Raw genomic sequence first — 25,575 nt, forward strand, 5'->3', positions numbered from 1 at the left:
CCTTCACCTCTTCGCTTCCGTCGGTCCCGGATGACTCCGGGGATTCGGGGCGCCGTCACCGCTGTGCGGCGTGCCCCCCGGTCGAACCGAAACCACCCGTCCCCCGCACCGACTCCGGGAGGGAGTCGGCCTCGACGAACACCGCCCGTTCCACGCGCTGGACCACCAGCTGCGCGATCCGGTCGCCCCGGGTCAGCTTCACCGGGGTGTCCCTGTCGGTGTTGATCAGGGTCACCCTGATCTCGCCGCGGTACCCGGCGTCGACCGTGCCCGGCGCGTTGACGAGCGTGACCCCGCAGCGCGCCGCGAGACCCGAGCGCGGGTGCACGAAGGCCGCGTACCCGTCGGGCAGGGCGATCGCCAGGCCGGTGGGGACCGTGGCCCGCTGCCCGGGGTCCAGGGTGACGTCGACGGCGGTGTACAGGTCCGCGCCCGCGTCACCGGGATGGGCGTACTCGGGCAGGGGGAGGCCGGGGTCCAGGCGGTGGACCGTGACAGGGATCCGTCCGCCTTCCAGGGATGTGGTACTCACATCGGCCGAGCCTATCGCTCCCCGGGCGATGAACCGGTGTCCAGCACCACCGGTAGGCGAACGGGGGCGGCCCTGCCGGATTCCCTCCGGCGGCCGCCCCCGCTCCGTGCTTGTTCGGGGCTCCGCTCCGCTTTGCCCCGTGTTCGGGCGCCCAAGGAGCGGGAACCTTCGGCGCCTACGGCGTGTTCACCCGTCCCCCGCGAACCCGCCTCCGGCACCTCCAGAACCCCGCGGGCGCCCGAACCAACCCCCTGAGGGTGAGCAGAGACCGATCGGACAGGCGCTACTCCGCGGGGGTCTCGGGCAGGGTCACCTCGACGGTGAGCTCGGCGTCGTCGGTGGTGCGGAAGTCGATCCCGGCGGCACGGCCCGCGGCGGCGATGTCGCCGCTGGCGGCGCGTGCGGCGTCGACCCGCTTGCCCGAGACGCTGACGTGCTCGACCTCGGCCCGCATGGACAGCTTGGCCTCGGACTTGGCCTTGCGCACGGCGCGCAGCACCTCGGCGGTGGCGGCCAGGACGGCGGGGTCGCCGTCGACCGCGGCGGCGCGGTACTCCGCGGTGTCGGGCCAGCGCTGGGCGTGGACCGAGCCCTCCTGCCACCAGCTCCAGACCTCCTCGGCCACGAAGGGCACGAAGGGGGCGAAGAGCCTGTGCAGGGCGCCCAGGGCGACCAGCAGCGCGGCGCGGGCGGAGGCGCCCTCGGCGGACTCGGTGTCGTAGGCGCGGGCCTTGACCAGCTCCAGGTAGTCGTCGCAGAAGTCCCAGAAGAAGCGCTCGGTGCGCTCCAGGGCCCTGGTGTGGTCGTAGGCGCGGAAGGCGGCGGTGGCGTCCTCCACGACGTCGGCCAGCGCGGCCAGCATCGCCCGGTCCAGCGGCTGGGTAACCTGCGCGGGGTCGGCGGCGGCGCCCTCACCGGCCACGGACATGACGAACTTGCTGGCGTTGAGGATCTTGATGGACAGCCTGCGGCCGACCTTCATCTGGCCCTCGTCCATGGCGGTGTCGGTGCCCAGGCGGCCGCTGGCGGCCCAGTACCGGACCGCGTCGGAGCTGTACTTCTCCAGCAGCGCCAGCGGGGTGACGACGTTGCCCTTGGACTTGGACATCTTCTTGCGGTCGGGGTCCAGGATCCAGCCGGAGATGCCGGTGGTGCTCCAGGGCAGGGTGCCGTTCTCGAAGTGGGCCCGGACCACGGTGGAGAACAGCCAGGTGCGGATGATGTCCTGGCCCTGGGGCCGGTAGTCCATGGGGAACACGCGCCGGTACAGGTCCGGGTCGCGCTCCCAGCCGGAGGCGATCTGCGGGGACAGCGAGGAGGTCGCCCAGGTGTCCATGACGTCGGGGTCGCCCATGAACCCGTCCGCCCGCCCGCGCTGGTCCTCGGTGTAGCCCTCGGGCGCCTGCGAGCTGGGGTCGACGGGCAGCTGGTCCTCGGCGGGGACGATGGGCTCGTCGTAGCGCGGGTTGCCGTCGGCGTCCAGCGGATACCAGACCGGGAAGGGCACGCCGAAGAAGCGCTGGCGGCTGATCAGCCAGTCGCCGTTGAGGCCCTCGACCCAGTTCTCGTAGCGGGCGCGCATGTGCTCGGGGTGCCAGGTGAGCTCGCGTCCGCGCCGCAGGAGCTGCTGGCGCAGGTCCTCGTCCCGCCCGCCGTTGCGGATGTACCACTGGCGGGTGGTGACGATCTCCAGGGGCTTGTCGCCCTTCTCGTAGAACTTCACCGGGTGGGTGATGGGCGCGGGCTCGCCGACCAGGTCGCCGCTCTCGCGCAGCAGGGCGACGGTGCGCTCGCGCGCGGTGTGGACGGTGGCGCCCACGAGCGTGTCGTAGGCCTCGCGGGCCGCTCCGCTCTCCAGCCCCTTGGGCGGGTCGGCCATGACGCGGCCGTCCCAGCCGATGATGGGCCGGGTCTCCAGCTGGAGCTCGCGCCACCAGGTGACGTCGGTGGTGTCGCCGAAGGTGCAGATCATGGCGATGCCGGACCCCTTCTCGGGGTCGGCGAGGCGGTGGGCCCGCACGGGGACCTCGACGCCGAAGACCGGGGTGCGCACGGTGGTGCCGAACAGGTCCTGGTAGCGCTCGTCGTCGGGGTGGGCGACCAGGGCGACGCAGGCGGCCAGCAGCTCGGGGCGGGTGGTCTCGATGTGGACCGGGGCGCCGTCGGGCTTGTGGAAGGCGACCTTGTGGTAGGCGCTGGGGCGCTCGCGGTCCTCCAGCTCGGCCTGGGCGACCGCGGTGCGGAACGTGACGTCCCACAGGGTGGGGGCCTCGGACATGTAGGCCTCGCCGCGGGCCAGGTTGCGCAGGAAGGCGCGCTGGGCGGCGGCGCGGGAGTTGTCGTCGATGGTGGCGTAGGTGTGGCGCCAGTCGACGCTCAGCCCGAGGCGGCGCCAGATGGACTCGAAGACCTTCTCGTCCTCGGCGGTGAGCCGGTCGCACAGCTCGATGAAGTTGCGCCGCGAGACGGGGACCTGCCGCTTGGGGTCGGGCTTGGCGGGCGGCTGGAAGTCCGGGTCGTAGGGGATCGAGGGGTCGCAGCGCACGCCGTAGTAGTTCTGGACGCGCCGCTCGGTGGGCAGGCCGTTGTCGTCCCAGCCCATGGGGTAGAAGACGGCCTTGCCGTTCATGCGCTGGAAACGCGCGACGGTGTCGGTGTGCGTGTAGGAGAACACGTGGCCGATGTGCAGCGAACCCGACACCGTGGGCGGAGGGGTGTCGATGGAGTAGACGTCCGCGCGGTCGGCCGTGCGGTCGAAGTGGTAGACGCCGGACTCATCCCATACGTCGACCCACTTCGCCTCGATACCGTCCAGCGAGGGCTTGTCGGGCATGCGGAAGGAATGAGAGCCGTTGGTCATGGGGCAATGGTAGTGCTCTCCGGGCCGTGGTCGCTCCGGGTTTCGGGCCGTCACAGCGGGGGGTCGGCGGTCCTCCGGCACGCTGGCGCGGGGTTCGCCCCCGACTCCCGCGGAGGGACGTGAAAGGATCTCCACGTACGCACGGGAGGGTGTGCGCCGGCCGCGCATCCTCCGTACACCCCAACGGAAAACGGTGAAGGATTCGATGGCTAAGAAGGACGGCGGTGACTTCGGCCCCGCCCTCGTGGGCTTCGCGGCCGGGTTCGCCGCGCAGTACGTCATGCGCCAGGCCCTGAACTTTGCCTGGACCCGCGTGACCGGCGAGGAGCCGCCCACGGACGTGGACTCCCCCGACATCAGCCTCGGCACGGCGCTGAGCTGGGCCGTGGTGGCCGGTGTCGGCACCGAGGTGGCCCGGGTGCTGGCCGTGCGCGCCGCCCGCGCCAGGATGTTCGGTGCGGGCCCCGGCGAGCTGGACGTCTGACGCCGCAGAGGCGACGACGGCGGGCGGCCGACCGCACCGGGGTGTGGTCGGCCGTCCGCCGTCGTGTTCCACCGCGCTCCCCCGAGGGAGCCCGCAAGGCCTCACGCGCTCCCGTCGGACGGCGGTGGGGTCCGACCGTGCGGACGGGAGCCGCCCGGGACGGGACGGTTCAGGGGCCGTCCCGTCCGATCAGGCGCACTCCTTGCAGACCAGCTGACCGGCGCGCTGCTCGGCGAGCTGGCTGCGGTGGTGCACCAGGAAGCAGCGCGAGCAGGTGAACTCGTCGGCCTGGCGCGGGAGCACGCGCACCGCGAGTTCCTCGCCCGACAGGTCGGCACCGGGCAGTTCCATGCCCTCGGCGACCTCGTCGGGGTCGACGTCGATCGTGCCGGTGCCCTTGTCCACACGCCGCGCCTGCAACTCCTGGAGGCTGTCCTCGTTGATGTCCTCGTCAGTCTTGCGCGGGCTGTCGTAGTCGGTGGCCATCTCTGCTAACTCCATCCCCCTCGTTCAGTGCCTCGTCGCGCGGGTGTAACGCTTGAGAGACCTTGGTTGTGCCCGGTTCGGCCGATGAGTTTTCCCGATGTCGGCGGACCGTGTCCCCTCCCGGGCCACTGTCCACAGGTCAGCAGTACTTTCACTGCCTCGTGACCGAAGGCGGCCACGTGTGGCTGCGCCGGGGTCGCCCCCCTGTGTACTACCCAACGTCGGGTGCCTCGTAGACCTGGGAAATCCGTTTTCGCCCACTCCGGACAAAGCGCGGAACACTCCCCCAAGGGCGGACGAAAAGCAGGACATGCCCACGTCAGGAGGGATTCCCTCCGTGTCCACGCCCGGGGAAGCATACCCACCCGGGGTCGGCACCCGTGACACGGGTCAGCGTGTCATCGGACACGTATAGATACCACGAAGACCGGCCAAACGCAGCTTGGCCCGGTGGGCGGGTTCAGCGCCGCTCCGCGCCCTCTCCCGGAGCCGGGGGGAAGCGGACGGTGACGACCAGCCCTCCCCCGGCGCGCGGCCACGCGGTCACCGCGCCCTCGTGCGCGCGCACCACGGACCGGACGATGGACAGGCCCAGCCCCGCGCTGCGGCCCGAGCCCACCCGGTCGCCGGAGCCGCGGCGGAACGGCTCGAACAGGCCCTCGATCTCGTAGGCGGGGATGACCTTGCCGGAGTTCTCCACCTGGACGGCGGGCATGCCCTCGTACATCCCGCTGCGCACGGTGATCTCGCCCTCCTCGACGTTGTACTTGAGGGCGTTCTCCACCAGGTTGCCCACGAGCCGTTCCAGCAGGACGGGATCGCCGACCACCGTGGCGGGGCGCAGGTCCTGGCGCAGGCTCAGGCCGGAGTCGGCCACCGGCCCGCTGCTCTGGCTGAGCACCGTCCCGGCCACCTCGCCCAGGTCGACCTTGGCGCGGACCTCCAGCTCGCGGTCGCTCTTGGCGAGCAGGAGCAGGCCCTCGATGAGGCGTTCGTGGCGGGCGTTGGTCTCCAGCAGGGTCTGTCCGACGCTCTTGAGGTCGGCCGAGACGTCGGGGGCGCTGAGCGCCACCTCCAGCAGGGTGCGGTTGATCGCCAGCGGCGTGCGCAGCTCGTGCGAGGCGTTGGCGACGAAGCGGCGCTGGCCGTCGAAGGCGCGGTCCAGGCGCTCCAGCATGCCGTCGAAGGTGTCGGCGAGCTCGCGGATCTCGTCGTCGGGCCCGGACAGGGCGATGCGCTCGTGCAGGGAGCGCTCCGACAGACGGCGGGCGATACGGGTGATCTTCTGGAGCGGGGACAGCGCCCTTCCGGCCACGGCGTAGCCCAGGGCCACCGCGAGCAGGCCCACCAGGAACAGCGCGAGCAGCGAGAACCGGGTGACGTGGGTGAGCACCTGCTCGATGAGGTCCCTGTGCGCCCGCAGCTCCGCGAAGGTCTGCTCGACCAGGAGCGCGTTGAGCAGGACCGCGACGATCAGGTAGTTGACCAGGACCAGCACGGAGCCCGCGGCGAAGAACAGCATCCCGTAGATGAGGGTGAGCCGCGCGCGCAGGCTGAGGTTGTCGGTGAAGTGGTGGACCCGGGCGGCGGCCGCGGAGCGCTCGGTCCCCGCGCCCTCGGGCGTCAGGGTGTTCAGGCGCCGCCACGTACCGGTGTCGCCGGGGCGGGTGGGCTCGACCTGTCCCGGTTCGGTCCGCTCCGCCGGTCTCACAGCCGGTACCCGGCGCCGGGGACGGTCTGGATGACGGGCGGGTCGCCGAGCTTCTTGCGCAGGGTCATGACGGTGACGCGGACGACGTTGGTGAAGGGGTCGGCGTTCTCGTCCCAGGCCTTCTCCAGCAGCCCCTCGGCGCTGACCACGGTCCCCTGGGCGCGCATGAGCACCTGGAGGACGGCGAACTCCTTGGGCGTGAGGGTGACCTCGCGGCCGTCGCGGTGGACGCGGTGGTTGGCCGGGTCGAGCGTGATGCCGTGGCGCTCCAGGACCGGGGGCAGCGGGGGCGCCGAGCGGCGGCCGAGGGCGTGGACCCGGGCGATGAGCTCGGCGAAGGCGAAGGGCTTGGCCAGGTAGTCGTCGGCGCCGATGGTGAGGCCCTCGACCTTGTCCTGGACGCCGTCGGAGGCGGTGAGCATCAGGATGCGGCCGTTGTAGCTCTCCTGGACCAGGGTGCGGGCCACGTCGTCGCCGTGGGTTCCCGGCAGGTCCCGGTCCAGTACGACGACGTCGTAGTCGTTGACCGCGGTGTACTCCAGGGCGGTGTCGCCGTCGTAGACCACGTCCACGGCCATCGCCTCGCGCCGCAGTCCCACCGCCACTGTGTCGGCCAGGACCCGTTCGTCTTCGACCACGAGTACGCGCACGTTGTCCTTCTCGAGCGTTGGTCCGCAAAGAAAGGGGGCCGCTGCCGGCGCATCCCCCAACACACCGGCAGCGGCGTTCTTGGTCCCGGCCGCGTCATCCGTTCTTTCACAGTCGGGGTAAGGAGACGGTAAACCCGTCGGGGCGGTTTCGCGAACCGCCCGCTCTCCTCGCCCCGCGTGAACGCGGGCGCTGGGCCGGGAGCTTCACGCTCCCCTGAGCACGGGGAGCCGCTGCCGGCGAATCCCCCAACCGCCGGCAGCGACTTAACCCCGCACATCTCAAATCTGACACATCAAGAATAAGAAACAAGTAAGCACCAGCCCTCCCGGGAAAATGTGTCATGGGACACCCTTGTCCGACACGTGGCGTAATCCGCACCGGATGCCCCGGCGCCGGCACGGCGGCTCCCGGAACGCTCCCCGTGGTGTGCCGGGGCGCTCCCCCGCCCGGGACCGCGGGACCGGTCACCTCGAGGCGGGGTCGGCCGAGGGGCGGATCACGGAAGGATCACACCGGGGTTCGGTGGTTTGGGCCGAGGTGCCGCGGGGGTACAGAAGGAAGATGCACGCGTGGACACCGGCCCCGGGCCGGACCGCGACGTGCACGCATGTCACAGGGACGTGACACTTCGACCGTGCGGACGCCATGGCGTGCGCGAACGGATTCCGCGCCGGAGCACCGCCGTGCCCCGGCGCTTACCCCTGGAAGAGGTGCAATGGGCGAGTTCCTCGCGGAGATCAAGGTCCGCATCAACGAGACCTACCGGTCGTTCCAGGCTGCTCAGGCCGCCGGAGACGACTTCCTCGCCGACACGCATGCGTCGGAGCTTGAGGACCTGTACCGCATCGCGGCTCGCAACGGCGTCGACACCTGCGCCTGAGAAGCGCTGAGGGGCGCGGTGGGCACACGGCCCGCCGCGCCCCTCGTGTGTTCCGGGGGCACCGGTCCCCGTCAGCCGTCGGTGTCGGCGCCCAGCGGGGCCAGGAGGGCCTCCAGGTCGCCGTAGAGCTCCGGGCGGGCCGCGATGACCAGGTCGTTGCTGGGCGGCCCCGAGCGCGGCCCTCCCAGCCGCAGGCCCGCCTCGCTCGCCACCAGACCGGGTGCGCACCAGTCCCAGGGGTGGAGGCCGCGCTCGTAGTAGGCGTTGCAGCGGCCGACGGCGAGCCCGGTCAGGTCCACCGCGGCCGACCCGCCGCGGCGGATGTCGCGGATGTGCGGGACCACCTCCAGCAGGACCCTGGCCTGCTGGACGCGGCGCTCGGGGAAGTAGCCGAAGCCGGTGGCCACCAGGGCCTGCTCCAGCGGCACGGCGGGCGGGGCCTCCAGGACGCGGCCGTTCAGGCGTGCGCCGCCGCCGAGCACCGCCTCGTAGGCCTCCCCGAGCCGGGGGACGTTCACCGCGGCGGCCACCACCACGCCGTCGACCTCCGCGGCGACGGACACGGCCCAGTCGGACCGGCCGTACAGGTAGTTGACGGTGCCGTCGATGGGGTCGACGACCCAGCGCACCCCGCTGGTGCCGCCCTCGCCGCCGCCCTCCTCGCCCAGGAACGCGTCCTCGGGGCGCGCGGCGAGCAGGCGGGCCCGGATGAGCTCCTCGGTGGCCCGGTCCATCTCGGTGACGACGTCGGTGGGGCTGGACTTGGTGTCGAGCACGGTGATGCCCGCCTGCCCCTTGGCGGCGAGCTCCCCCGCCTCCGCTGCCACACTCACGGCGAGGTCGCGCAGGCTCTCGCGGTCGGGTGCGGCGTGGGTGGTACTCACTGGCTGTCCTCCGTGGCGTGGTGTCGCGCGCCGGGGTGCGTCCCGGACGCGGGTCCGGCCGGGGCCGCGGGCGCGGCCCCGGCCGGTCGTGGGCGGCTCAGAGCAGTTCGGGCCTGCTCCACTCCTTGCCGTGCACGTGGTGGTCGAGGAAGGCGAAGACCGTCTCGTACCAGATCCGGGCGTTCCCGGGGGTGAGGATCCAGTGGTTCTCGTCCGGGAAGTACAGGAACTTGGCGTCCACCTCGTGCAGCAGCAGGTCGCGCCACAGGCGCAGGCCCTCGGAGATGGGCACCCGGTAGTCCTTGTCGCCGTGGATGACGAGCACCGGGGTGCGGATGCGGTCCGCGTGCAGGTGGGGGGAGTTGAGGGTGTAGCGCTCGGGGCGCTCCAGCGGGGTGCCGAACTCGCGCTCCCACACCGGCGGGTAGTCGGTGGTGCCGTTGAAGCCGTCCAGGCCCCACAGGGAGGCGTGGGAGACGATGGCCCTGAACCGGTCGGTGTGCCCGGCGATCCAGTTGGCCATGTAGCCGCCGAAGGAGCCGCCCATCATGGCGGTGCGCTCGGCGTCGATGTCCTCGCGCGCCTCGGCGGCGTCGGTGACGGCCATGACGTCGGCGAAGGTGCGCGGCCCCCACTTGCCCCAGGCGCGGCGGAGCATGTCCTGGCCGTAGCCGGTGGACAGGGCGGGGTCGGGCAGCAGGACGGCGTAGCCGCGCGCGGCGAGCAGCCACGGGTTCCAGCGCCAGGACCAGCCGTTGAAGCTCATGTAGGGGCCGCCGTGGACCCAGAGCATGAGCGGGGCGGGCGAGTCGGCCGAGGCCTCCTCGGGCAGCACCAGCCAGGAGCGGATCGGGGTGCCGTCGTCGGCGGTGGCCTCGATCTCGGTGAGGGTTCCGGGCATGGTCAGCTCGGAGCCTGGGGTGCGCAGGCGCACGGGCTGGCCGTCGGCGGCGTCGGCGTCCAGGCGCACGGGCGCGGGCGGGGCGTCCCAGGCGTCGCGCAGGGCGTAGACGTGGCGGCCGTCGGGGGACGGGTTGAGGTTGCCGTAGGCGCCGTGGTCGCCGGTGAGGCGGGTGAGCGCGCCGCTGGCCAGGTCGATCCGGAAGACGGGGCGGCGGCCGCCCTGGTCGGCGACGAGGAACACCGCGCCGGAGTCGGCGGCCCAGGCGAGTTCGCGGGGCCACAGCTCGTGCTCGGGAAGCAGGTCGCGGCCCTGTCCGGTGGCCAGGTCGACCAGCCAGGCGGTCTCGTCCCGGGGTTCGCCGTCGTAGTCGCCCTGGGAACTGCGCACGAGCAGGACGTGGCGGCCGTCGGGGGAGACGAGCGGGTCGCCGAAGTCGTGGTCGGGGTCGGTGGCCAGGGTGCGGCGCTGGCCCGTGGCGGTGTCGACGGTGACGACGTCGCGGCGCCGGGCGCCCCGGCCGACGGGGACCTGCCACTCGGTGACCAGGGTGGCGCCGTCGGGGGTGAGCTCACCGCTCGCTCCCAGGAGCGCCATCCCGGCGTCGGGGGTCAGGTCCCGCGGGTCCCCGAGCCGGGAGTCCTCGTCGGCGGGCGGTTCGGCGACCAGGTAGCGGGGGTGGCCGGGGCCGATGTCGCTGTCCCAGGAGCGCACGGGCAGCGCCTCGTGCAGGATGGCGGTGACCCCGGCCTCCTCGCGGGCCCTGCGCGCCTCCCTGTCGGTCTCCTCGTCCTCGCTGCGGGGGAGGGTGTCGGCGGTGAGGGCGACCAGCCCGGAGTCGCGGGCGACCGTGAAGGAGCCGATGCCGCCGGGGCGGGAGGCGACCTGGCGGGCCTCGCCGCCGTCGGCGGGCAGGAGCCACAGGGCGGTCCGGGTCTTGGCGTCGGCCTCGGCCTCGGGGTCGGGGCGGCCGGTGGTGAACAGGACCGAGCCGTCGGGGAGGAAGCCGACGCCGCCCTCGCCCTTGGCCGAACGGGTGAGGCGCCGGGGGGCGCGCCCGCCCTCGGACTCGGGGGCGGTGTCGATCTCCCACAGGGCGCTGCGGAAGGACTTGGCGTCGGGGGCGATACCGCTGACGGGCGCGACCAGACGGGTTCCGTCCGGCGACAGGCGCAGTCCGTTGACGCGGCGAAGTCGGACGTACTCCGGCAGTTCATACCAGGAACGGACCAAGACACATACTCCCTGAACGTCGACGTGTGGTCGGGGCGGACACTGTCGAGCGGGCCGTGGGGCAACTGTGGTTCCCCGCCCTCCCGCGGGCGGTGTCAGCAGCGTTTACTCACCTTCCCACACGTCCGGGGCGGCGGGTCCGGTCGGGGCGCGGGTCCCGCGGGGAACCGCGGGGGCCGCGGGGACCTTCCACCCCAGGATGGCCCGCCGCGGACCGCCGCACAAAGCCTTTCCACGGGCCTGTGGACAACCCCGCGCCAACCGCGCGTGGTTCAGCGTCTCAGGCCGGGCACGAGCAGTCGGTGCAGCGCGGGAGCGAGCTCAGGCGCCGGGGCTCGGCCCGTTCCGCGTACTCGCGGACCAGGTCGGTCACCATGGACACGAACGCGGGGTGCGTGCCGGGGCTGAGCGCGCGTTCGTAGCCGATGCCGAGCTTCTTGGCGGTGTCGCGGGCCTCCACGTCGAGGTCGAACTTGACCTCCATGTGGTCGGAGACGAAGCCGTGCGGGACCACGACCACGGCGGGCACGCCCTCGGCGGCCAGCTCCTCCATGCGGTCGTTGACGTCGGGCTCCAGCCAGGGCTGGCTGGGCGGGCCGCTGCGGCTCTGGTAGACGACCTCGTGGGGGTGGTCGCGGTCGAGCCGTCCGGCCACCAGGCGCGCCACCTCGGCCAGCTGGGCGCCGTAGGCGCCCTCGGGACCGAAGGTCTGGCCGGGGCCGCCGCTGGCCTCGGCCATCGTCGTGGGGATGGAGTGCGCGGAGAAGAGCAGGTGCGCGCCCTCGCGCTGCCCGTCGGGCAGGGCGTCCAGGGCGGCGCGGGTGTGCTCGACCAGCGGCTCGACGAACCCGGGGTGGTCGTAGAAGGGCCGGATGAGGTCCACCTCGGGGGCGTCCTCGCCCAGCGCTGCACGGGCGCGGGCGATGTCCTCCTCGTAGGCGGTGCGGCTGGACCAGTTGCAGTACGCGGAGGTGGGCAGCGCCAGGATGCGGCGCACGCCGTCCTCCTTCATCCGGGCGAGGGTGTCGGTGAGCATCGGGGCCCAGAACCGGTTGCCCCAGTAGACGGGCAGGTCGATCCCGTTGGCGGCGAAGTCGGCGGTGACCGCGGCGAGCAGGTCGCGGCACTGCTGGTTGATCGGGCTGACACCGCCGAAGAGGAAGTAGTGCTCGCCGACCTCGGCGAGCCGCTCACGGGGGATGTTGCGGCCCCGGGTGACGTTCTCCAGGAACGGGATGACCTCGTCCTCCCCCTCCGGGCCGCCGAAGGAGATCAGCAAAAACGCGTCGTAGTAGCTCACAGCTCTTATGAAACCAGCTCCGCCGGACCGGCTCGCGCGACCCCCCGGATGCGTGTCCTGTGGTCTTGGCCTCCTCCCCGCCCGGGGGCCGTGTCCGGGGGAACCCGGCTCTGGCCGCGCGGGTGACCGGTCGGTAATGTCGCCGCATGACAGATGTGATGTGGCACACATGGGCGGGCACCCACCAGGCCCGGCCCAGGCGCACGGCGGCTCCGGGGAGCACCGCGGAGGTCGCCGCGGCGGTCTCCTCGGCCGCCGCCGAGGACCTGCGCGTCCGCATGGTCGGCACGGGTCACTCCTTCACCGACGTGGCCGTCACCGACGGCCTCCTCCTCTCCCCCACCTCCCTGACCCGGGTGCGCTCGGTCGATCCCGCCGCGGGCACGGCCACCGTCGAGGCGGGCCTGCCCCTGTGCGACTTCAACGACGTGCTGGCCGGGCACGGCACGGCCCTGGCCAACATGGGCGACATCGCCGTGCAGACCATGGCGGGCGCGGTGCAGACCGGCACCCACGGCACCGGCCGGGACGCGGGCGGGCTGGCCGCGCAGGTGGTCGGCATGGAGATGGTGCTCGCCGACGGTTCGGTGGTGGAGTGCTCGGCCGAGCGGGAGCCGGAGCTGTTCCAGGCGGCGCGGGTGGGCCTGGGCGCCTTCGGCGTGGTCACCGCGCTGACCATGGCGGTGCGCCCGGCCTTCCTGCTGCACGCGCGCGAGGAGCCCATGCGGTTGGAGGAGGTGCTGGAGCGCCTGCCGGAGCTGCGCGCCGACAACGACCACTTCGAGTTCTACTGGTTCCCGCACACCGGCAACACCAACACCAAGCGCAACAACATCAGCGCGGGTCCGGCCCGGCCGCTCTCGCCCTTCCGCGCCTGGCTGGACGACGAGTTCCTGTCCAACACGCTCTTCGAGGGCGTCAACCGGGTGTGCCGCCGCTTCCCCCGCGCGGTGCCCGCGGTGAACCGGGTCAGCTCGCGCGCGCTGACGGCGCGCAGCTACACCGACGCCTCGTACCGGGTGTTCGCCTCGGTGCGCGACGTGCGGTTCGTGGAGATGGAGTACGCGATCCCCGCCGAGCACCTGGTGGACGTGCTGCGCGAGGCCGGGTCGATCGTGGACCGGGGCGGCCACCGGGTGAGCTTCCCGGTGGAGGTGCGCTTCGCCCCGGCCGACGACGTGTGGCTGTCCACCGCCTACGGGCGCGACACCGCCTACGTGGCGGTGCACATGTACGGGGGGACCCCCTACGAGGCCTACTTCGCCGACCTGGAGTCGCTGTTCACCTCCGTGGGCGGGCGCCCGCACTGGGGCAAGATGCACACCCGCGACCGCTCGTACCTGGAGGGGGTCTACCCGATGCTGGACCGGGCCCTGGCGGTGCGGGACCGCGTGGACCCCGGGCGCCGGTTCGGCAACGCCTACCTGGAGCGGGTGCTGGAATAGCCGGGTCGGACGGCGGTCCGGGGACGCCGTCCGGGCGGGCCGGTGGCGGTACCGGCGACTGGGCGGGGCGCGCCCCGCCCGGGAGCCGGTCACATCGGCCGCGTCCGCGGGGTCGTCCCCGTGACGCCACGTCGGAGGGGAACGTGAGAGATGGACGAGGACGCACGGCTGGCCGGACGCTTCGAGGAGCACCGGCCCCGCCTGCGCGCGGTGGCCTACCGGATCCTGGGCTCGGCGGGAGAGGCCGACGACGCCGTGCAGGAGGCATGGCTGCGCCTGGACCGCGGCGGCGCCGAGGGGATCGACAACCTCGCCGGGTGGCTGACCACCGTGGTGGCGCGGGTGTGCCTGAACACGCTGCGCTCGCGGGAGCGGCGGCGCGAGGAACCCCTCGACGTGCGCGTGCCCGATCCCGTCGTCAGCCGCGAGGAGGACGGCGACCCCGAGCGGGAGGCGGTGCTGGCCGACTCCGTGGGGCTGGCGCTGCTGGTGGTGCTGGAGACGCTGAGGCCCGCCGAGCGGCTCGCGTTCGTGCTGCACGACATGTTCGCCGTGCCCTTCGAGGAGATCGCCCCGATGATCGACCGCTCCCCGGCCGCGGCGAGGCAGCTCGCGAGCCGGGCGCGCAGGCGGGTGCGCGGTCGGGCACCGGTCCCCGACCCCGACCCGGCCCTCCAGCGCCAGGTCGTCGACGCGTTCTTCGCCGCGGCCCGCGACGGCGACATCGACGGCCTGGTGAGCGTGCTGGACACCGACGTCGTGCTGCGCTCGGACGGCGGAGCCGCGCGCGCCCGGCACACGCGGGTGGTCACCGGCGCGCGGGCCGTGGCCGGTCAGGCCGTCACCTTCGGGGGCCTGTCGCCGTTCGCCCGACCCGTGCTGGTCAACGGGGCGGCCGGGGTGGTCGTGGTCGTGCGTGGGCGGGCGGTGTCCGTCATGGGCTTCACCGTCACGGGCGGCAGGATCGCCTCCATCGACGTGCTGGCCGACCCCGAGCGCCTGCGGCGGCTGGACCCGGCGGTCCTCGACCGCTGAGGGCCCGGCCGCCGCGAGGCGTGCTCAGCCCGTCTGGGGCACGGCGGGCGGGGGCGCGGGGACGGCCTCCTCGCCGCCCTGTTCGCCGGTCCCGGGGCCGGGCGTCTGCCCGCCCGGGTCCTGGGTCCCGCCGTCGCCCTCCGGCGGCGCGGTGGGCTCGGTGGTCCCACCGGTGCCGCCGGGGGCGTCCTCCTCCGCGCCGCCGCCGTCTCCGGTCCCGTCGTCCTCTGGCGCGCCGGTCTCGGGCGCGGGCTCGGTCGGCTGGTCGGTGCCGGGGACCTCCTCCTGCTCCCCCACCGAGGGGTCGGGGGTGTCGTCACCGGTCGCGGGTGCCTCGGGCTCGCCCTCCTCGGCCGGGGGCGCGGAGGTGCTGCCGCCGAACAGGGTGGGCGCGCTGGGCTCCTCCGAGCCCTGCGTCCAGGAGGTCAGCGAGCGTCCGGTGAACAGCTCGAACAACAGGATGACCAGCATGACCAGGACGAAGACCGCGGTGGCCGGGATGACCAGGGAGCGCCAGCCGCGCCGCCGGCCGTCCTCGCGGACGCCGGTCGCGCCGGGATCGGCCGGTGTCCGGGTGCGGCCGTCCAGCACGGGCAGGGCCATGGTGCGGGTGGCGTCGGCGTCCTCCTCGCCCCGGGAGGGGGGCGGGGTCCCGGTTCCGGAGACCTGTCTGAGCAGGGCGGTCTCGGAGATGCCCTCGGGCGGCGGCGCCACCGGCGCCCCCGGGGCGTCCGGTACCACCGTGGCGCCCTGGTGACCGGAGGCCCGTCCGGCCAGCTGTCTGGCCTGCTCGCCTCCGCGCGAGAACCAGTGCTGCAACAGGGGGCTGACGAGTGTGCTGAGCGCGGCCATCCCGGCGGCGCCGATGACCGTGCCGTACACGTTCAGGTAGGAGGCCGCGGTGGCCGCGGCCAGCGTCGCGGCGCCGGCGCCGGCGACCTGGGAGACGCTCAGGTCGAACTTCTTCCTCTTGGCGCCCTCCTCCCCTTCTTCCTGGTCGTCGTGGTGTGCGGTCCGACCCATCCGGTCGTCCCCCCTTCGTCGGCCGCGCGCGGGCGCGACGGGAACTGTCAGCGCGGGATGGGCGTGTGGTGGGGCATACAGCCCCACAGACCCCGAACTTCACATTTCGCCCATAGCTTGATAACTCAGGCTAAGGGCGACAGGTTTCCGATAACGCCATGAAATAAGAAGCATCACTCTCTGGTACACATCGGCGTGTCGAGTTGCGTCCCGGAGGGTCCGTGTACCCGTGGAACGGTCCGGGATCGGAGTTTTTCCCAGACCTGGGGTGATTCGGGAGACGCGGGATACCATCACGGCTGAGCCCTCGTGCGGGATCGGCGACATTCCCCCGCGATCGCTCCCGGTCGCGGAAGGGTCAGCGTGCCAAGATTGGCAACGAAGCGACCGTGAGGGCCCCGGGTACCCCCGGGGCGGCTCCCACCGCGGCGACAGCCGCGGACCGGGAGGCGGGCACACAGTTCGGACATGCCGGGCGCGGTACTGGCCGAACAGTTGTCGGCCGACCAGACTTGGAGAACGCGGGGGTGGGTCGCGGGACCTGCCCTCGACGGGACGCGAAAGGGAGGGCGATGCACGAGCTTCGCCTCGTGGCCGTGAGCGAGGACGGCACCTACCTGGTGCTCGCCAGCGCCGGCCGTGGAACCCGTTTCACGCTGCCCGTCGACGACCGCCTCCGCGCCGCAGTACGCGGCCAGTTCTCCCGGCTCGGCCAGTACGAGATCGAAGTGGAGAATCCGTTGCGCCCCAAGGAAATCCAGGCCCGCATCCGGTCCGGCGAGACCGCGGAGGCCATCTCCGAGATCTCCGGTATCCCGATCGAACGGGTCCGCTGGTTCGAGGGCCCCGTCCTCCAGGAACGCGAGTACATCGCCCAGCAGGCCCAGCGCGCGAGCGTGCGCGCGCACGGCGACGCCGCCCCGGGCCCCTCCCTGGAGGAGTTGGTCACCAAGCGGATCGGCGCGCACCAGTTGGAGACCGGTGACGCGGCGTGGGACTCGTGGAAGCGCGAGGACCGGTCCTGGCAGCTCAAGCTCGTCTTCCTGCACGGCGGCGAGGAGCGCGTCGCCCACTGGCTGTACGAGCCCAGACACAACAGCGTGGCCCCCGCCGACGAGGAGGCCGCCCGGTTCTCCTCCCCCGACCCCGAACCCGTGTCCTCCCCCGGTGCGACCGTGACGCCCTTCGCCCCGCGCCGCACCGAGACCAGCGCGGACCTGCCCCGGCCCGGGTCCCAGCCGTTCTCCGAGCGCGAACGCCCCGCGCCCCTGCGTCCGTCCTCCGCCGCGCACCGGAACGAGCCGCTGCGCTCGGCACCGCCCGCGCGTCCGGCCGCCGCCGAGCACCACCCCGCCGAACGCCGTCCCGTCGAGCGGGAGCGGCCCATCGAGCGGGAGCGGCCCGCCGGACACCGGTCACCGGAGTGGGACCGGTACCCGGAGCCGCAGACGGAGCGGTACGAGCGACCGCGTCAGGAGCGGCCCGCCCCTCGGGCCGAGCCCGAGCGGTGGCCCGGATCCGAGCGCGTGGCCGAGCCCGAGCGGCGGACGGAGGCCGAACGGTGGCCTGAGAACGAGCGGTGGCACGAGTCCGAGCGTCGACACGAGTCCGAGCGTCGACACGAGTCCGAACGGTGGGCCGAGTCCGGGCGGTGGCCGGAGACCGCCGCCCGCGACGAGTCCCCGCCGCGGGAGCGCCGCCGTCCCGAGCGGAGGGCGGAGCCGGCCGCCTACGACGAGCCCGCGGCCGAGGAGCGTCGCCGTCCCGAACGGCAGGCGGACTGGCTGGAGGCCCGTCCCGCCAGGCCGGCCGAACCCGAGGCCGCCCCGCCCGCCGCGGAGAACCCCGCCCAGCAGCGTCCGGCCCCGCGCCGCCGCCGCGCCACCATCGACCTCAACGACAACGGCACCCCGCGCCGAGCCGCCGAGCAGCCGCCCGCGGCCGCGGTCCCGGCAGCCGCCAACAGCGGGCCCTCCGCGGCCAAGCGCAAGGGCCGCGGCCGACGCGCCTCGGTCCCGTCGTGGGACGAGATCATGTTCGGCTCCAAGAAGGACGAGTAGGGAGCGCCCACGGGGAGGGGTCGGCCGCGCGGTGCGGCCGACCCCTCCCTCATGTGTGCTCCGGGCCGCGCGGACCCCGCCGCGCGGCCCCGTCCCCGCCGTCCGGCTCCGCGCCCTCCGGGCCGACCAGGAACGGGCGCACCATCTCGGGGGTGACCCGGGCGGCGAAGGCCAGCGAGTCCTCGAACGACGCGTCCTGTGCGGTGTAGCCGCCCGCGCCCGCGCCGACGGTGACCTGGAGGTCGGCCAGCGAGGACGGACGCTGGAAGAGGGTCTGCGTCCAGGTCCAGCCGATCACCGCCGAGTACTCCACCGTCGCCTGGGAGCGGCGCAGCGAACCCGAGCGCACGCTCACCCGCTCGCCGTCGTGGCCGTGGCCCAGGGAGCGGTACCGGTCCACGCCCAGGGGCACGCCCAGCACCGCCAGGGCTCCGGCCGCCCAGGCCAGCCACACCGCGTCCACGGCCAGGGCGACCGCCAGGAGCAGTACGAACGGCCCCGAGGAGCGGGTCAGGCGGCGGTACAGGGCGGCGCGCGGATGCCGGTTCAGGCCGCCCCGGTACCGGGCCAGCGCGCGGTCGAGGACGTTCTCGACCACCGCGCGGGGCCCGATGGGCAGCAGCACCGCGCGGTTGGCGGCGTCGCCCAATCCGGTGACGATGGCGCGCAGGCGCACCGCTCCGCGCAGGCGTTCGAGGGGGTTGTCCAGGAGTTCGTACCCGCGGATGCGGCGCTTCTCCAGCGTCACGCTGCGGCGGGTGAGCAGCCCCCGCTCGGCGACCAGGGAGCCGTCCCGTTCCCCGAGGGTGAAGCCCCAGTGGGTGAGCGCGTAGGAGACCACGGCGAACACCGGCATCAGCAGCACCAGCGCACCGGCGAAGAGGGCCACGAACAGCAGGATCAGGCTGTGGTCGGAGGTGGTCACCCAGTCCACGAGGTAGTCGGTGGCCAGTTCTCCGGCGGTCTGCTGGACCATCCCGAACAGCGTGGCCAGGACCGCGAACGGGGTGAGCAGGTACCCCAGGCTCAGCGCCCCGTACAGGTACCACGAGCGGGGCATGGCGAAGTGGGTGACGGTGTCGGCGTCCCCGGGGACGCCGGGCGCCTCCCCGGGCTCCGGGGCGCCTTCCGCCGTGCCGGGTTCGCCTGGCGCGGCGGGCGACGCGACAGCCCCGCGGCCGGTGAGCACCGCCCTGCGGTGCAGCAGCACCCGGCGCAGGCGGTCGGCCTCGCCCGCCGACACGGCGTCGAGCTTGCCGTCCTCGGTGGCGCCCGCGGAGCCCGCGGCGGCCTCGACGCGGACCACGGCCACGCCCAGCAGCCGGTGCAGCAGGGTGCTGGTGACGTCCACGCCGCGCACCCGCTCCAGCGGGATGGTGCGCTGGGAGCGGCGGAGCAGGCCCCGGCGGATCTCCAGCCGGTCCCCGGCGACCTCGTAGCGGGTGGTGCGCCAGGTGACGATCCCGCCCACGAGCAGGGCCACCACGGTCGCTCCCGTGGCGGCGAGCACCCAGGCGTTGAACCCGCCGAGCACCAGCCCGGCGGCGATCGGCACCAGGAGGCCCCTGAGCTGGTTGATGGGGCCCACGACCACGCTGCGGGGGCTGAGGCGGCGGGCGCGCTCGGCACCGAAGGGCTCCGTGCCGTCACCGCCCTGCCCGCCCCACCAGTCGCGGGGGCCGTCCGGGCGGTCCTCCCCGGCGTCCCCGGGCGCGTGGGCGCCGGAGCTCCGGGGCGTGTGGGCGCCGGAGTCCGGGGGCGTCTCGGAGTCGGGGCCCCAGGACTCGTGGGCGCCGGGGCTCCGGGGCGTGTGGGAGTCGGAGCTCCGGTCTGCGGTCTCCCCGGTTCCCCGGCCCGACGGCGCGGGGCTGCTTCCGGGAGCGACCCAACCGCCGTGGTCGTCGGGAGCGGCCGGGTCCGGCGGGCCGTGGTGTTCGCCGTGCCCGTCCATCAGGTCGCGTCGTCCCGCAGCGCGCCGGCGCGCACCGCCAGTTCCTCGCTCAGGAGGCGCGCCTCCTCGGCGTCCAGCCCCTCGATCGTGGACGACCCGGCGTAGGAGGCGGTCTGCACCTCCAGCGTCGCCACGCCGAACACGCGCTCCAGCCACCCCTGTGTGTGGTCGACCGTCTGTAGGCGGTTGACCGGGACCAGCTGCCAGGAGCGGCTGACCCAGCCCGCCCGGGTGTAGATGACGTCCCCCGCCACCTCCCAGCGGTGCACCCGGTACCTCCAGGAGGGGACGACGGCGATCCTGACCAGGGCGTAGACCGCGTAGACGACCGGCAGCAGCCAGGCGTTGTCCCGCGCCCACGGGGGGATCCACGTCCAGCCCAGCGACGAGACCGCCCAGGCGGCCGCCGACAGCAGGAGCAGGAGGACCACGCTGGCGAACAGCAGGCGCAGGGTCCACACGCCGATCGCCCGACCGCTCACGCGGCGCAGCGGCGGGCGCAGCCGCACGACCGCTTCGGGCCCGGGCGGTCGCGGCGGCTCCTGGGGGCCGGGGGTTGCGGGGGTGTCCATCACGCGCACGAGTCTAGGGCCTCGCCCTCCGTCCGCCCCTCCGCCGCGGGGCCGCAGGCGACGGCGGCGCCACCCTCCCGGCGGGGCGCCGCCGGGGCGCCCGTCCTGACACGCGCTGACACCGGCGCCCGTTTCCTCGGGGTTTCTCCGTTGGGCGCTGTCAGCGTTCTGTCAGACCGGTTGGTCAGACTTGACAGCAGACGTTGACACATGGAGGAGCGATGACTGACGCCATCCGCGCGGAGGGCCTGGTCAAGCAGTTCAAGGGCAAACGGGCCCTGGACGGCGTGGACCTGAGGGCCAGGACGGGGGCCGTGCTGGGCGTCCTGGGACCCAACGGCTCCGGGAAGACCACGACGGTGCGTATCCTGGCGACCCTGCTGCGCCCCGACGAGGGACGCGCCGAGGTGGGCGGTTTCGACGTGGCGCGCCAACCCCACGAGGTGCGCCGCCTGATCGGGCTGACCGGCCAGTACGCGGCGGTCGACGCCGACCTGACCGGAACCCAGAACCTCGTGCTCATCGCCCGGTTGCTGGGCTTCGACCGGGCCGGGGCGCGGGCGCGCTCGGCCGAGCTGATGGAGCGCTTCGAGCTCGCCGACGCCGCCGACCGCCCCGCCAAGACCTACTCGGGCGGCATGCGCCGACGGCTGGACCTGGCCGCGAGCCTGGTCGGCCGCCCGTCTCTGCTGTACCTGGACGAGCCGACCACCGGCCTGGACCCGCACAGCCGCAACGGGCTCTGGGACGTGGTGCGCGGTCTGGTCGACGACGGTGTGACCGTCCTGCTCACCACCCAGTACCTGGAGGAGGCCGACCAGTTGGCCGACGACCTCATGGTGCTCGACCACGGCCGGGTGATCAGCGAGGGCACACCCGAGGAGCTCAAGAGCCGGGCGGGCAACCAGGTGCTGGAGGTGCGCACCGTCGAGAACGGGCAGCTGTCCCTGGCCACCAGGATCATCGAGGCGGTCACCAGCACGCCGGTGTCCTCCGACGGGCTGCTCGCCAGCGTCCCGGTCACCGACTCGGGGATCCTGCCCGAGGTGGTGCGCCGCCTGGACGAGCAGGGCGTGACCGTCGCCGAACTGTCACTGCGCAAGCCCAGCCTGGACGAGGTCTTCCTCGCCCTGACCGGGCACGCCGCCGAGGAGGAGACCCCGCGGGAGTCCGTTGACGAAGGGACACGAACATGAGCGCCGTGACGACCCGGACGCCGTCGGCGCGGCCGGATGACGCGCCGACCACGCCGGAGCGGATCAGTCCGCTGATCACCGTGCGCAACGGCCTGCAACTGGCCTCGCGCAGCGTGCTGAAGATCAAGGCCAACCCCGAAGAGGTCTTCGGGCTGATGTTGCAGCCGGTCATGTTCGTGACCCTGTTCGTCTTCGTCTTCGGACAGGCGATGATGGGCGACTGGCAGACCTACCGCGACTTCCTGATGCCCGGCATCATCGCCCAGTCGGTCATCTTCGCCACGCTGGGCACCGGCTTCTCCCTCAGCGAGGACGTGGAGAAGGGCATCTTCGACCGCTTCCGGTCCCTGCCCATCGCCCGATCGGCCCCGCTGACGGGCGCCATCCTCGGCGACCTGGTCCGGTACTCGATCACCGTCGTGATGGTGCTGGTGGTGGGCCTGGCCATCGGGTTCCGCCCCGAGGGCGGTGTGGTGGGCGTGGTCGTCGCGGCCGCCCTGGTGCTGCTGTTCGCGTTCGCACTGTGCTGGATGTCGGCCTTCATCGGCATGATCGTGCGCACCCCCATGGCGGTGCAGGCGTTCGGGATGATCCTGATGTTCCCGCTGACCTTCAGCAGCTCGGCGTTCGTCAGCCCCGACGACATGCCCAGCTGGCTGCGGGTGGTGGCCGCCAACAACCCGGTCACCCACGTTGTGGACGCCATGCGCGCCCTGATGCTGGGCTCGGGCGAGGCCACCGGCCCGGTGCTGTGGACCGTGGTGTGGGCCGCGATCATCACCGCGGTCTTCTTCCCGCTGGCCGTGTGGGCCTACCGGCGCCGCACCTGACCCGCTTCCCGACGGGACCGAACGGGTGCGCGGCCGCTCCGGGGCTTCCGGGGCGGCCGCGCGCCGTTCGGGAGCGCCTCCCGGACGGGGCGCCGGGGCGGCTCCGGACACGGCGGGCAGGGGGTCAGGGGCGCTCCGCGCCGCCGGGCGCGTCCGCGGCCAGCCACGCGTCCACGAGCCCGTGGATCAGGTCGGCGCGGGTGTCCCGGACCCCGGCGACGACGAGGTCGTACTCCCGCCCGCCCAGCTCCCGGCGCACGCTCTCGCGGGCCCGCACCACGAGGGGCGTGGCGGTGTCGGCCATGCCGCGCAGCGCCTCGGCACAGGCCAGCAGCCAGGCGCCGCGCCGCGGGTCCCGCCCGACGACCATCACCGCGAGGGTGTCCAGGATCTCCGCGCACACCGGGCCCAGGCCGTGGTCGGCCAGCCGCCACGCGCGCCGGGCGTGCTCCCAGGCCTCCCCGGTGTCACCGGCCTTCCAGGCGACGGTGGTGTACAGGGTCCGCCAGCCCGCCTCCACGTAGACGGGGGAGAACCCGCCCAGGCCCTTGAGGTCCTCGCCCGCCCGCTCCAGGACCTCACGGGCCGCGTCCGGGTCCCCCGCGTCCCGCAGCCACTGGCCCTCGGCCAGGCGCAGCAGCACCATGTGCTCCTTCTCCACGGGACGCTCGGAGCCGAGGAGCTCCCACAGGTCCTCGCGCGCGGCCTCCAGGTCGCCGAGGTCGGTGAGGACCTGGGCCCGGCGGACGCGGAACACCCAGGCCAGGGCCTCCAGCCCCGAGTCCTCGGCCCTGCGCACACCGAGGGAGAGCAGTTCGCGGCAGCGGTCGAGGTCCTCGAACCGGTATACGTCCACGACCTGGACGAGCGCCTGGCACTCACCCCAGGTGTCGCCGCACGCGCGGAACTGCTCCAGAGTGGCGTTCGCGCGCTCGGTGGACCGCCCGACGCGCCCGTTGACCGCGTCGAACAGGGACAGCAGCAGTCCCACGAGGGCCCGCATCCACGGGTCGGGCTGGTCGGCCGCGGCGGCGAGGCGTTCGTGGGCGGCGCCGGTGTCCCCCTCCAGCAGCGCCCTGTACACCAGGCCGTAGACGAGCATGTGGTGCTCCTCGGCCCGCTGCCCGGCCTGGTCCAGGACGGCCTCGGCCTCGCGTATACGCTCCAGCACCGCCTCGTGGTCGATGGTCGTGTCGGCCCGCTGGAACAGACAGCTGGCGTAGGCGACCGCGCGCCCCTCGGGCACCCGGTCGCCGACCATGTCCAGGACGTCCACGGCCCACTGGTGGAGCTGGCGCCAGGAGCCGCACAGGGTCCAGTACCACTGGGTGCACTCGACCAGGTCCAGGGCCAGCCCGGTGTCGCGCTGCTCGACGGCCCAGCGTACGGCGGCGCCGCAGTTGTCGGCCTCGGCGGCCAGGCGGGCGAGCAGCTCCCCCTGGCGCGGGCCGCGCAGCAGCGGGTCGGCCCAGCGCCACAGGTCGCGGACGTGGCGGGCGTGGGCGTCGCGGACGCGCTCCTCCTCCCCGCTGCGCGCCAGGCGTTCGGCGGCGTAGGCGCGCACGGTCTCCAGCTGCCGGTAGCGGGGCGGGGTGTCGTCCCGGTCGGGGTTGTCGGCGACCACCAGGGACTTGTCGACCAGGGCGAACAGGACGGTCCACGCGTCGTGGCCGCCGACCTCCCCCTCGGTGCCGGGGTCGGCGCAGACCCGTTCGACGGCCTCCAGGGTGGCTCCCCCGGCGAAGATCGACAGGCGGCGCAGCAGGCGGCGCTCGGGTTCGTCGAGGAGGTCCCAGCTCCAGTCGACGACGGCGCGCAGGGTGCGGTGGCGCGGCAGCGCGGACCGGGCGCCCCCGGTGAGGAGCCGGAAGCGGTCGCGGAGCCGGTCGGCGAGCTGGGCGGTGCTCATGGAGCGCAGGCGCGCGGCGGCCAGCTCCAGGGCCAGCGGCAGGCCGTCCAGCTCTCGGACGACGCGGACGACGTGGGCGACGTTGTCGGGGGTGACGCGAAAACCCGGGCGCGCGGCGGCGGCGCGTTCGGCGAACAGGATGACCGAGGAGCAGGCCGCGGCCCGGTCCGCGTTGGCGCCCTCGGGCGGCAGGTCCAGGGAGGGGACGGGCAGGAGCTGTTCGCCGGGCACACCCAGGGGTTCGCGGGAGGTGGCCAGGATCCGCAGGCCGGGGCACCGGGCCAGCAGCGTCGCCACGGTGGGGGCGACCTCCTCGACGACGTGTTCGCAGTTGTCCAGGACGAGGAGGACGGAGCGGTCGCCGACGAAGGAGACCACCCGTTCCAGGAGCGGAACGAACGCGGCGGGGGCCGTGGGAGCGGCGGAGCGCGCCTGGAGCACGGCGTGCTCGCGCAGCTCCAGCGCGGAGGCCAGGGCCTGGGGGATGTCCGCCGCCGTCCTGGAGGCGAGTTCGACGAACCAGCCGCCGCGGGAGAGCAGGGAGGGCGCCCGCAGGGCCAGCGCGGAGGCGCTCTCGATCGCCAGGCGGGTCTTGCCCGCGCCGCCGGGGCCCAGCAGGGTGACCAGGCGCTCGCGGGTGAGCAGGTCGACGGCGGTGCCCACCTCGGTGTCGCGCGGCACGAAGCTGGTCAGGGCGGCGGGCAGGCGCAGGGCCGGAGGCGGAGCGGAGGGCTCGGCGGAGCGGGTCGCGTCGAGTTCGCCGCGCAGCAGCCTCAGGTGCAGGTCGCGCAGTCGGGGCGAGGGGTCCAGGCCCAGTTCGTCGGCCAGGCGGGAGCGGAAGCGCCCGTAGGCGGCCAGGGCGTCGGCAGTGCGGCCGGTGGCGGCCAGCGCGCGCACCAGGAGTACGAGGGGGCCCTCACGGTGCGGTTCGCGTCGGCACAGGGCCTCCGCCTCGGGCAGAACCTCGGTGTACAGCCCCAGGTCGGCCAGGGCCGTCAGACGGTCCTCCAGGGCCGCGCGGCGGGTCTCGGCCAGGCGCAGCGCGGTGTCCTCGGCCAGGCCGTGCGCGGTCAGGTCCGACAGGGCAGGTCCGCGCCATAAGGCGAGGGCCTCGCCCAGGTCGCGGACGGCGTCGGCGGCCCTCCCCGCGGCGAGTCCGGCCCGCCCCCGCCTGACCAGGGACTCGAACTCGACCAGGTCCACCTGGCCGGGCTCGACCGCCAGCCGGTAGCCCGAGGCGTCCCCGTCGATGCGCGCGCCCTCCCCCAGCGCGCGGCGCAGGCGGGAGACCAGGGCCTGGAGGGCGTTGCCCGCCGACGCGGGCGGACTCCCCGCCCAGACGGCGTCGGTGAGCTCGTCGTTGGCGATCCGCTGGCCGGGCCGGAGCAGGAGGAGGGTGAGCAGCGTGCGCAGGCGCGCGCCGCCGATGGCGACGGGCCGCCCGGACGCGTCGTGGACCGCCAGGGGCCCGAGGATGGAGAACCGCACCGCCCCATGATCACCGATCGTACGGACGAACGCTCTCCGTTACGGCACCGCCCGCGTCCCGTTCTCGCCGGGCTGAAACCGGCGGGGCACGGATGGGAGCGCAGGGGCGCGGTCGCGGGTGTCCGCGGCCCGTGAGGGACCGCA

At 73.8% G+C, this 25,575-nt stretch carries 19 protein-coding genes; 7 read left to right on the plus strand and 12 right to left on the minus strand.

Annotation, left to right across the window (positions count from 1 at the left end):
- Window positions 1–55 precede the first annotated feature (55 nt).
- Window positions 56–532 (minus strand): dUTP diphosphatase, encoded by a 477-nt coding sequence (gene dut / locus FYW99_RS14855; RefSeq protein ID WP_061082615.1) that lies wholly within the window; start codon window positions 530–532, stop codon window positions 56–58.
- A 283-nt stretch (window positions 533–815) separates the two neighbouring features.
- Window positions 816–3,392: a valine--tRNA ligase gene (gene valS / locus FYW99_RS14860; RefSeq protein ID WP_150252619.1), complete on the minus strand. Its 2,577-nt coding sequence runs from the start codon at window positions 3,390–3,392 to the stop codon at window positions 816–818.
- A gap of 205 nt (window positions 3,393–3,597) precedes the next feature.
- Here valS and FYW99_RS14865 point away from each other — a divergent pair, with 205 nt between their 5' ends.
- Window positions 3,598–3,876 (plus strand): DUF4235 domain-containing protein, encoded by a 279-nt coding sequence (locus tag FYW99_RS14865; protein WP_061082613.1) that lies wholly within the window; start codon window positions 3,598–3,600, stop codon window positions 3,874–3,876.
- A 189-nt stretch (window positions 3,877–4,065) separates the two neighbouring features.
- On the opposite strand, the gene FYW99_RS14870 is transcribed toward FYW99_RS14865, so the two are convergent.
- The 3 genes from FYW99_RS14870 to FYW99_RS14880 all read right to left on the minus strand — a co-directional run bounded on the left by FYW99_RS14870 (window position 4,066) and on the right by FYW99_RS14880 (window position 6,723).
- Complete coding sequence (locus FYW99_RS14870) at window positions 4,066–4,362, minus strand: DUF4193 domain-containing protein (RefSeq protein ID WP_013153901.1); 297 nt, start codon at window positions 4,360–4,362, stop codon at window positions 4,066–4,068.
- 460 nt (window positions 4,363–4,822) lie between these two features.
- On the minus strand, window positions 4,823–6,073 hold the full coding sequence (locus FYW99_RS14875) for a sensor histidine kinase (RefSeq protein ID WP_150252620.1): 1,251 nt from the start codon (window positions 6,071–6,073) through the stop codon (window positions 4,823–4,825).
- A complete protein-coding gene (locus FYW99_RS14880; protein ID WP_150252621.1) occupies window positions 6,070–6,723 on the minus strand; it encodes a response regulator transcription factor in 654 nt (217 codons plus the stop codon). The genes FYW99_RS14875 and FYW99_RS14880 overlap by 4 nt, the downstream gene beginning before the upstream one ends.
- 716 nt (window positions 6,724–7,439) lie before the next feature.
- Between FYW99_RS14880 and FYW99_RS31780 the strand changes: the two genes are divergently transcribed.
- Window positions 7,440–7,604, plus strand: a complete 165-nt coding sequence (locus tag FYW99_RS31780; RefSeq protein ID WP_013153904.1) for a hypothetical protein — start codon at window positions 7,440–7,442, stop codon at window positions 7,602–7,604.
- A 71-nt stretch (window positions 7,605–7,675) separates the two neighbouring features.
- On the opposite strand, the gene FYW99_RS14885 is transcribed toward FYW99_RS31780, so the two are convergent.
- The 3 genes from FYW99_RS14885 to FYW99_RS14895 all read right to left on the minus strand — a co-directional run bounded on the left by FYW99_RS14885 (window position 7,676) and on the right by FYW99_RS14895 (window position 11,922).
- Entirely contained in the window at window positions 7,676–8,488 is an 813-nt protein-coding gene (locus FYW99_RS14885; protein WP_150252622.1) for an inositol monophosphatase family protein, read from the minus strand.
- Between the two features lie 97 nt (window positions 8,489–8,585).
- Window positions 8,586–10,622, minus strand: a complete 2,037-nt coding sequence (locus FYW99_RS14890; protein ID WP_150252623.1) for a S9 family peptidase — start codon at window positions 10,620–10,622, stop codon at window positions 8,586–8,588.
- A 280-nt stretch (window positions 10,623–10,902) separates the two neighbouring features.
- Window positions 10,903–11,922: a ferrochelatase gene (locus FYW99_RS14895; protein WP_223839037.1), complete on the minus strand. Its 1,020-nt coding sequence runs from the start codon at window positions 11,920–11,922 to the stop codon at window positions 10,903–10,905.
- Window positions 11,923–12,080: 158 nt separating this feature from the next.
- Between FYW99_RS14895 and FYW99_RS14900 the strand changes: the two genes are divergently transcribed.
- Together FYW99_RS14900 and sigJ are read left to right on the plus strand one after the other, a co-directional pair.
- Complete coding sequence (locus tag FYW99_RS14900; protein WP_449289644.1) at window positions 12,081–13,367, plus strand: D-arabinono-1,4-lactone oxidase; 1,287 nt, start codon at window positions 12,081–12,083, stop codon at window positions 13,365–13,367.
- Between the two features lie 150 nt (window positions 13,368–13,517).
- Entirely contained in the window at window positions 13,518–14,402 is an 885-nt protein-coding gene (gene sigJ / locus FYW99_RS14905; protein WP_150252625.1) for an RNA polymerase sigma factor SigJ, read from the plus strand.
- Between the two features lie 24 nt (window positions 14,403–14,426).
- Here sigJ and FYW99_RS14910 read toward each other — a convergent pair whose 3' ends face one another.
- Window positions 14,427–15,425 (minus strand): hypothetical protein, encoded by a 999-nt coding sequence (locus FYW99_RS14910; RefSeq protein WP_150252626.1) that lies wholly within the window; start codon window positions 15,423–15,425, stop codon window positions 14,427–14,429.
- 572 nt (window positions 15,426–15,997) lie between these two features.
- On the opposite strand from FYW99_RS14910, the gene sepH reads away from it, so the two are divergent.
- Window positions 15,998–17,485, plus strand: coding sequence for a septation protein SepH (gene sepH, locus FYW99_RS14915; RefSeq protein ID WP_150252627.1), 1,488 nt, complete (start codon window positions 15,998–16,000; stop codon window positions 17,483–17,485).
- Window positions 17,486–17,534: 49 nt separating this feature from the next.
- Here sepH and FYW99_RS14920 read toward each other — a convergent pair whose 3' ends face one another.
- Together FYW99_RS14920 and FYW99_RS14925 are read right to left on the minus strand one after the other, a co-directional pair.
- A complete protein-coding gene (locus FYW99_RS14920; protein ID WP_150252628.1) occupies window positions 17,535–19,436 on the minus strand; it encodes a PH domain-containing protein in 1,902 nt (633 codons plus the stop codon).
- Window positions 19,436–20,008 carry a PH domain-containing protein gene (locus FYW99_RS14925; protein WP_394350361.1) on the minus strand — a complete coding sequence of 191 codons (573 nt, stop codon included), beginning with the start codon at window positions 20,006–20,008 and terminating at the stop codon, window positions 19,436–19,438. Before FYW99_RS14925 ends, FYW99_RS14920 begins: the two co-directional genes overlap by 1 nt.
- Window positions 20,009–20,229: 221 nt before the next feature.
- On the opposite strand from FYW99_RS14925, the gene FYW99_RS14930 reads away from it, so the two are divergent.
- Window positions 20,230–21,204 (plus strand): ATP-binding cassette domain-containing protein, encoded by a 975-nt coding sequence (locus FYW99_RS14930; protein ID WP_150252630.1) that lies wholly within the window; start codon window positions 20,230–20,232, stop codon window positions 21,202–21,204.
- Window positions 21,201–22,034, plus strand: coding sequence for an ABC transporter permease (locus tag FYW99_RS14935; RefSeq protein WP_150252631.1), 834 nt, complete (start codon window positions 21,201–21,203; stop codon window positions 22,032–22,034). Before FYW99_RS14930 ends, FYW99_RS14935 begins: the two co-directional genes overlap by 4 nt.
- Window positions 22,035–22,158: 124 nt before the next feature.
- On the opposite strand, the gene FYW99_RS14940 is transcribed toward FYW99_RS14935, so the two are convergent.
- Window positions 22,159–25,431, minus strand: coding sequence for an AfsR/SARP family transcriptional regulator (locus FYW99_RS14940; protein ID WP_150252632.1), 3,273 nt, complete (start codon window positions 25,429–25,431; stop codon window positions 22,159–22,161).
- Window positions 25,432–25,575 lie beyond the last annotated feature (144 nt).

The sequence above is a fragment of the Nocardiopsis deserti genome (assembly GCF_008638355.1).
In the GTDB taxonomy this organism is placed as follows: Bacteria; Actinomycetota; Actinomycetes; order Streptosporangiales; family Streptosporangiaceae; genus Nocardiopsis; species Nocardiopsis alborubida.

What these genes read in the sequence shown, in the direction of transcription:
- valS (WP_150252619.1), bottom strand. Translation starts at nt 3,392, where the DNA reads ATGACCAACGGCTCTCATTCCTTCCGCATGCCCGACAAGCCCTCGCTG.
- FYW99_RS14865 (WP_061082613.1), top strand. Translation starts at nt 3,598, where the DNA reads ATGGCTAAGAAGGACGGCGGTGACTTCGGCCCCGCCCTCGTGGGCTTC.
- FYW99_RS14870 (WP_013153901.1), bottom strand. Translation starts at nt 4,362, where the DNA reads ATGGCCACCGACTACGACAGCCCGCGCAAGACTGACGAGGACATCAAC.
- FYW99_RS31780 (WP_013153904.1), top strand. Translation starts at nt 7,440, where the DNA reads ATGGGCGAGTTCCTCGCGGAGATCAAGGTCCGCATCAACGAGACCTAC.
- FYW99_RS14900 (WP_449289644.1), top strand. Translation starts at nt 12,081, where the DNA reads ATGTGGCACACATGGGCGGGCACCCACCAGGCCCGGCCCAGGCGCACG.
- sigJ (WP_150252625.1), top strand. Translation starts at nt 13,518, where the DNA reads ATGGACGAGGACGCACGGCTGGCCGGACGCTTCGAGGAGCACCGGCCC.
- FYW99_RS14910 (WP_150252626.1), bottom strand. Translation starts at nt 15,425, where the DNA reads ATGGGTCGGACCGCACACCACGACGACCAGGAAGAAGGGGAGGAGGGC.
- sepH (WP_150252627.1), top strand. Translation starts at nt 15,998, where the DNA reads ATGCACGAGCTTCGCCTCGTGGCCGTGAGCGAGGACGGCACCTACCTG.
- FYW99_RS14920 (WP_150252628.1), bottom strand. Translation starts at nt 19,436, where the DNA reads ATGGACGGGCACGGCGAACACCACGGCCCGCCGGACCCGGCCGCTCCC.
- FYW99_RS14925 (WP_394350361.1), bottom strand. Translation starts at nt 20,008, where the DNA reads ATGGACACCCCCGCAACCCCCGGCCCCCAGGAGCCGCCGCGACCGCCC.
- FYW99_RS14930 (WP_150252630.1), top strand. Translation starts at nt 20,230, where the DNA reads ATGACTGACGCCATCCGCGCGGAGGGCCTGGTCAAGCAGTTCAAGGGC.
- FYW99_RS14935 (WP_150252631.1), top strand. Translation starts at nt 21,201, where the DNA reads ATGAGCGCCGTGACGACCCGGACGCCGTCGGCGCGGCCGGATGACGCG.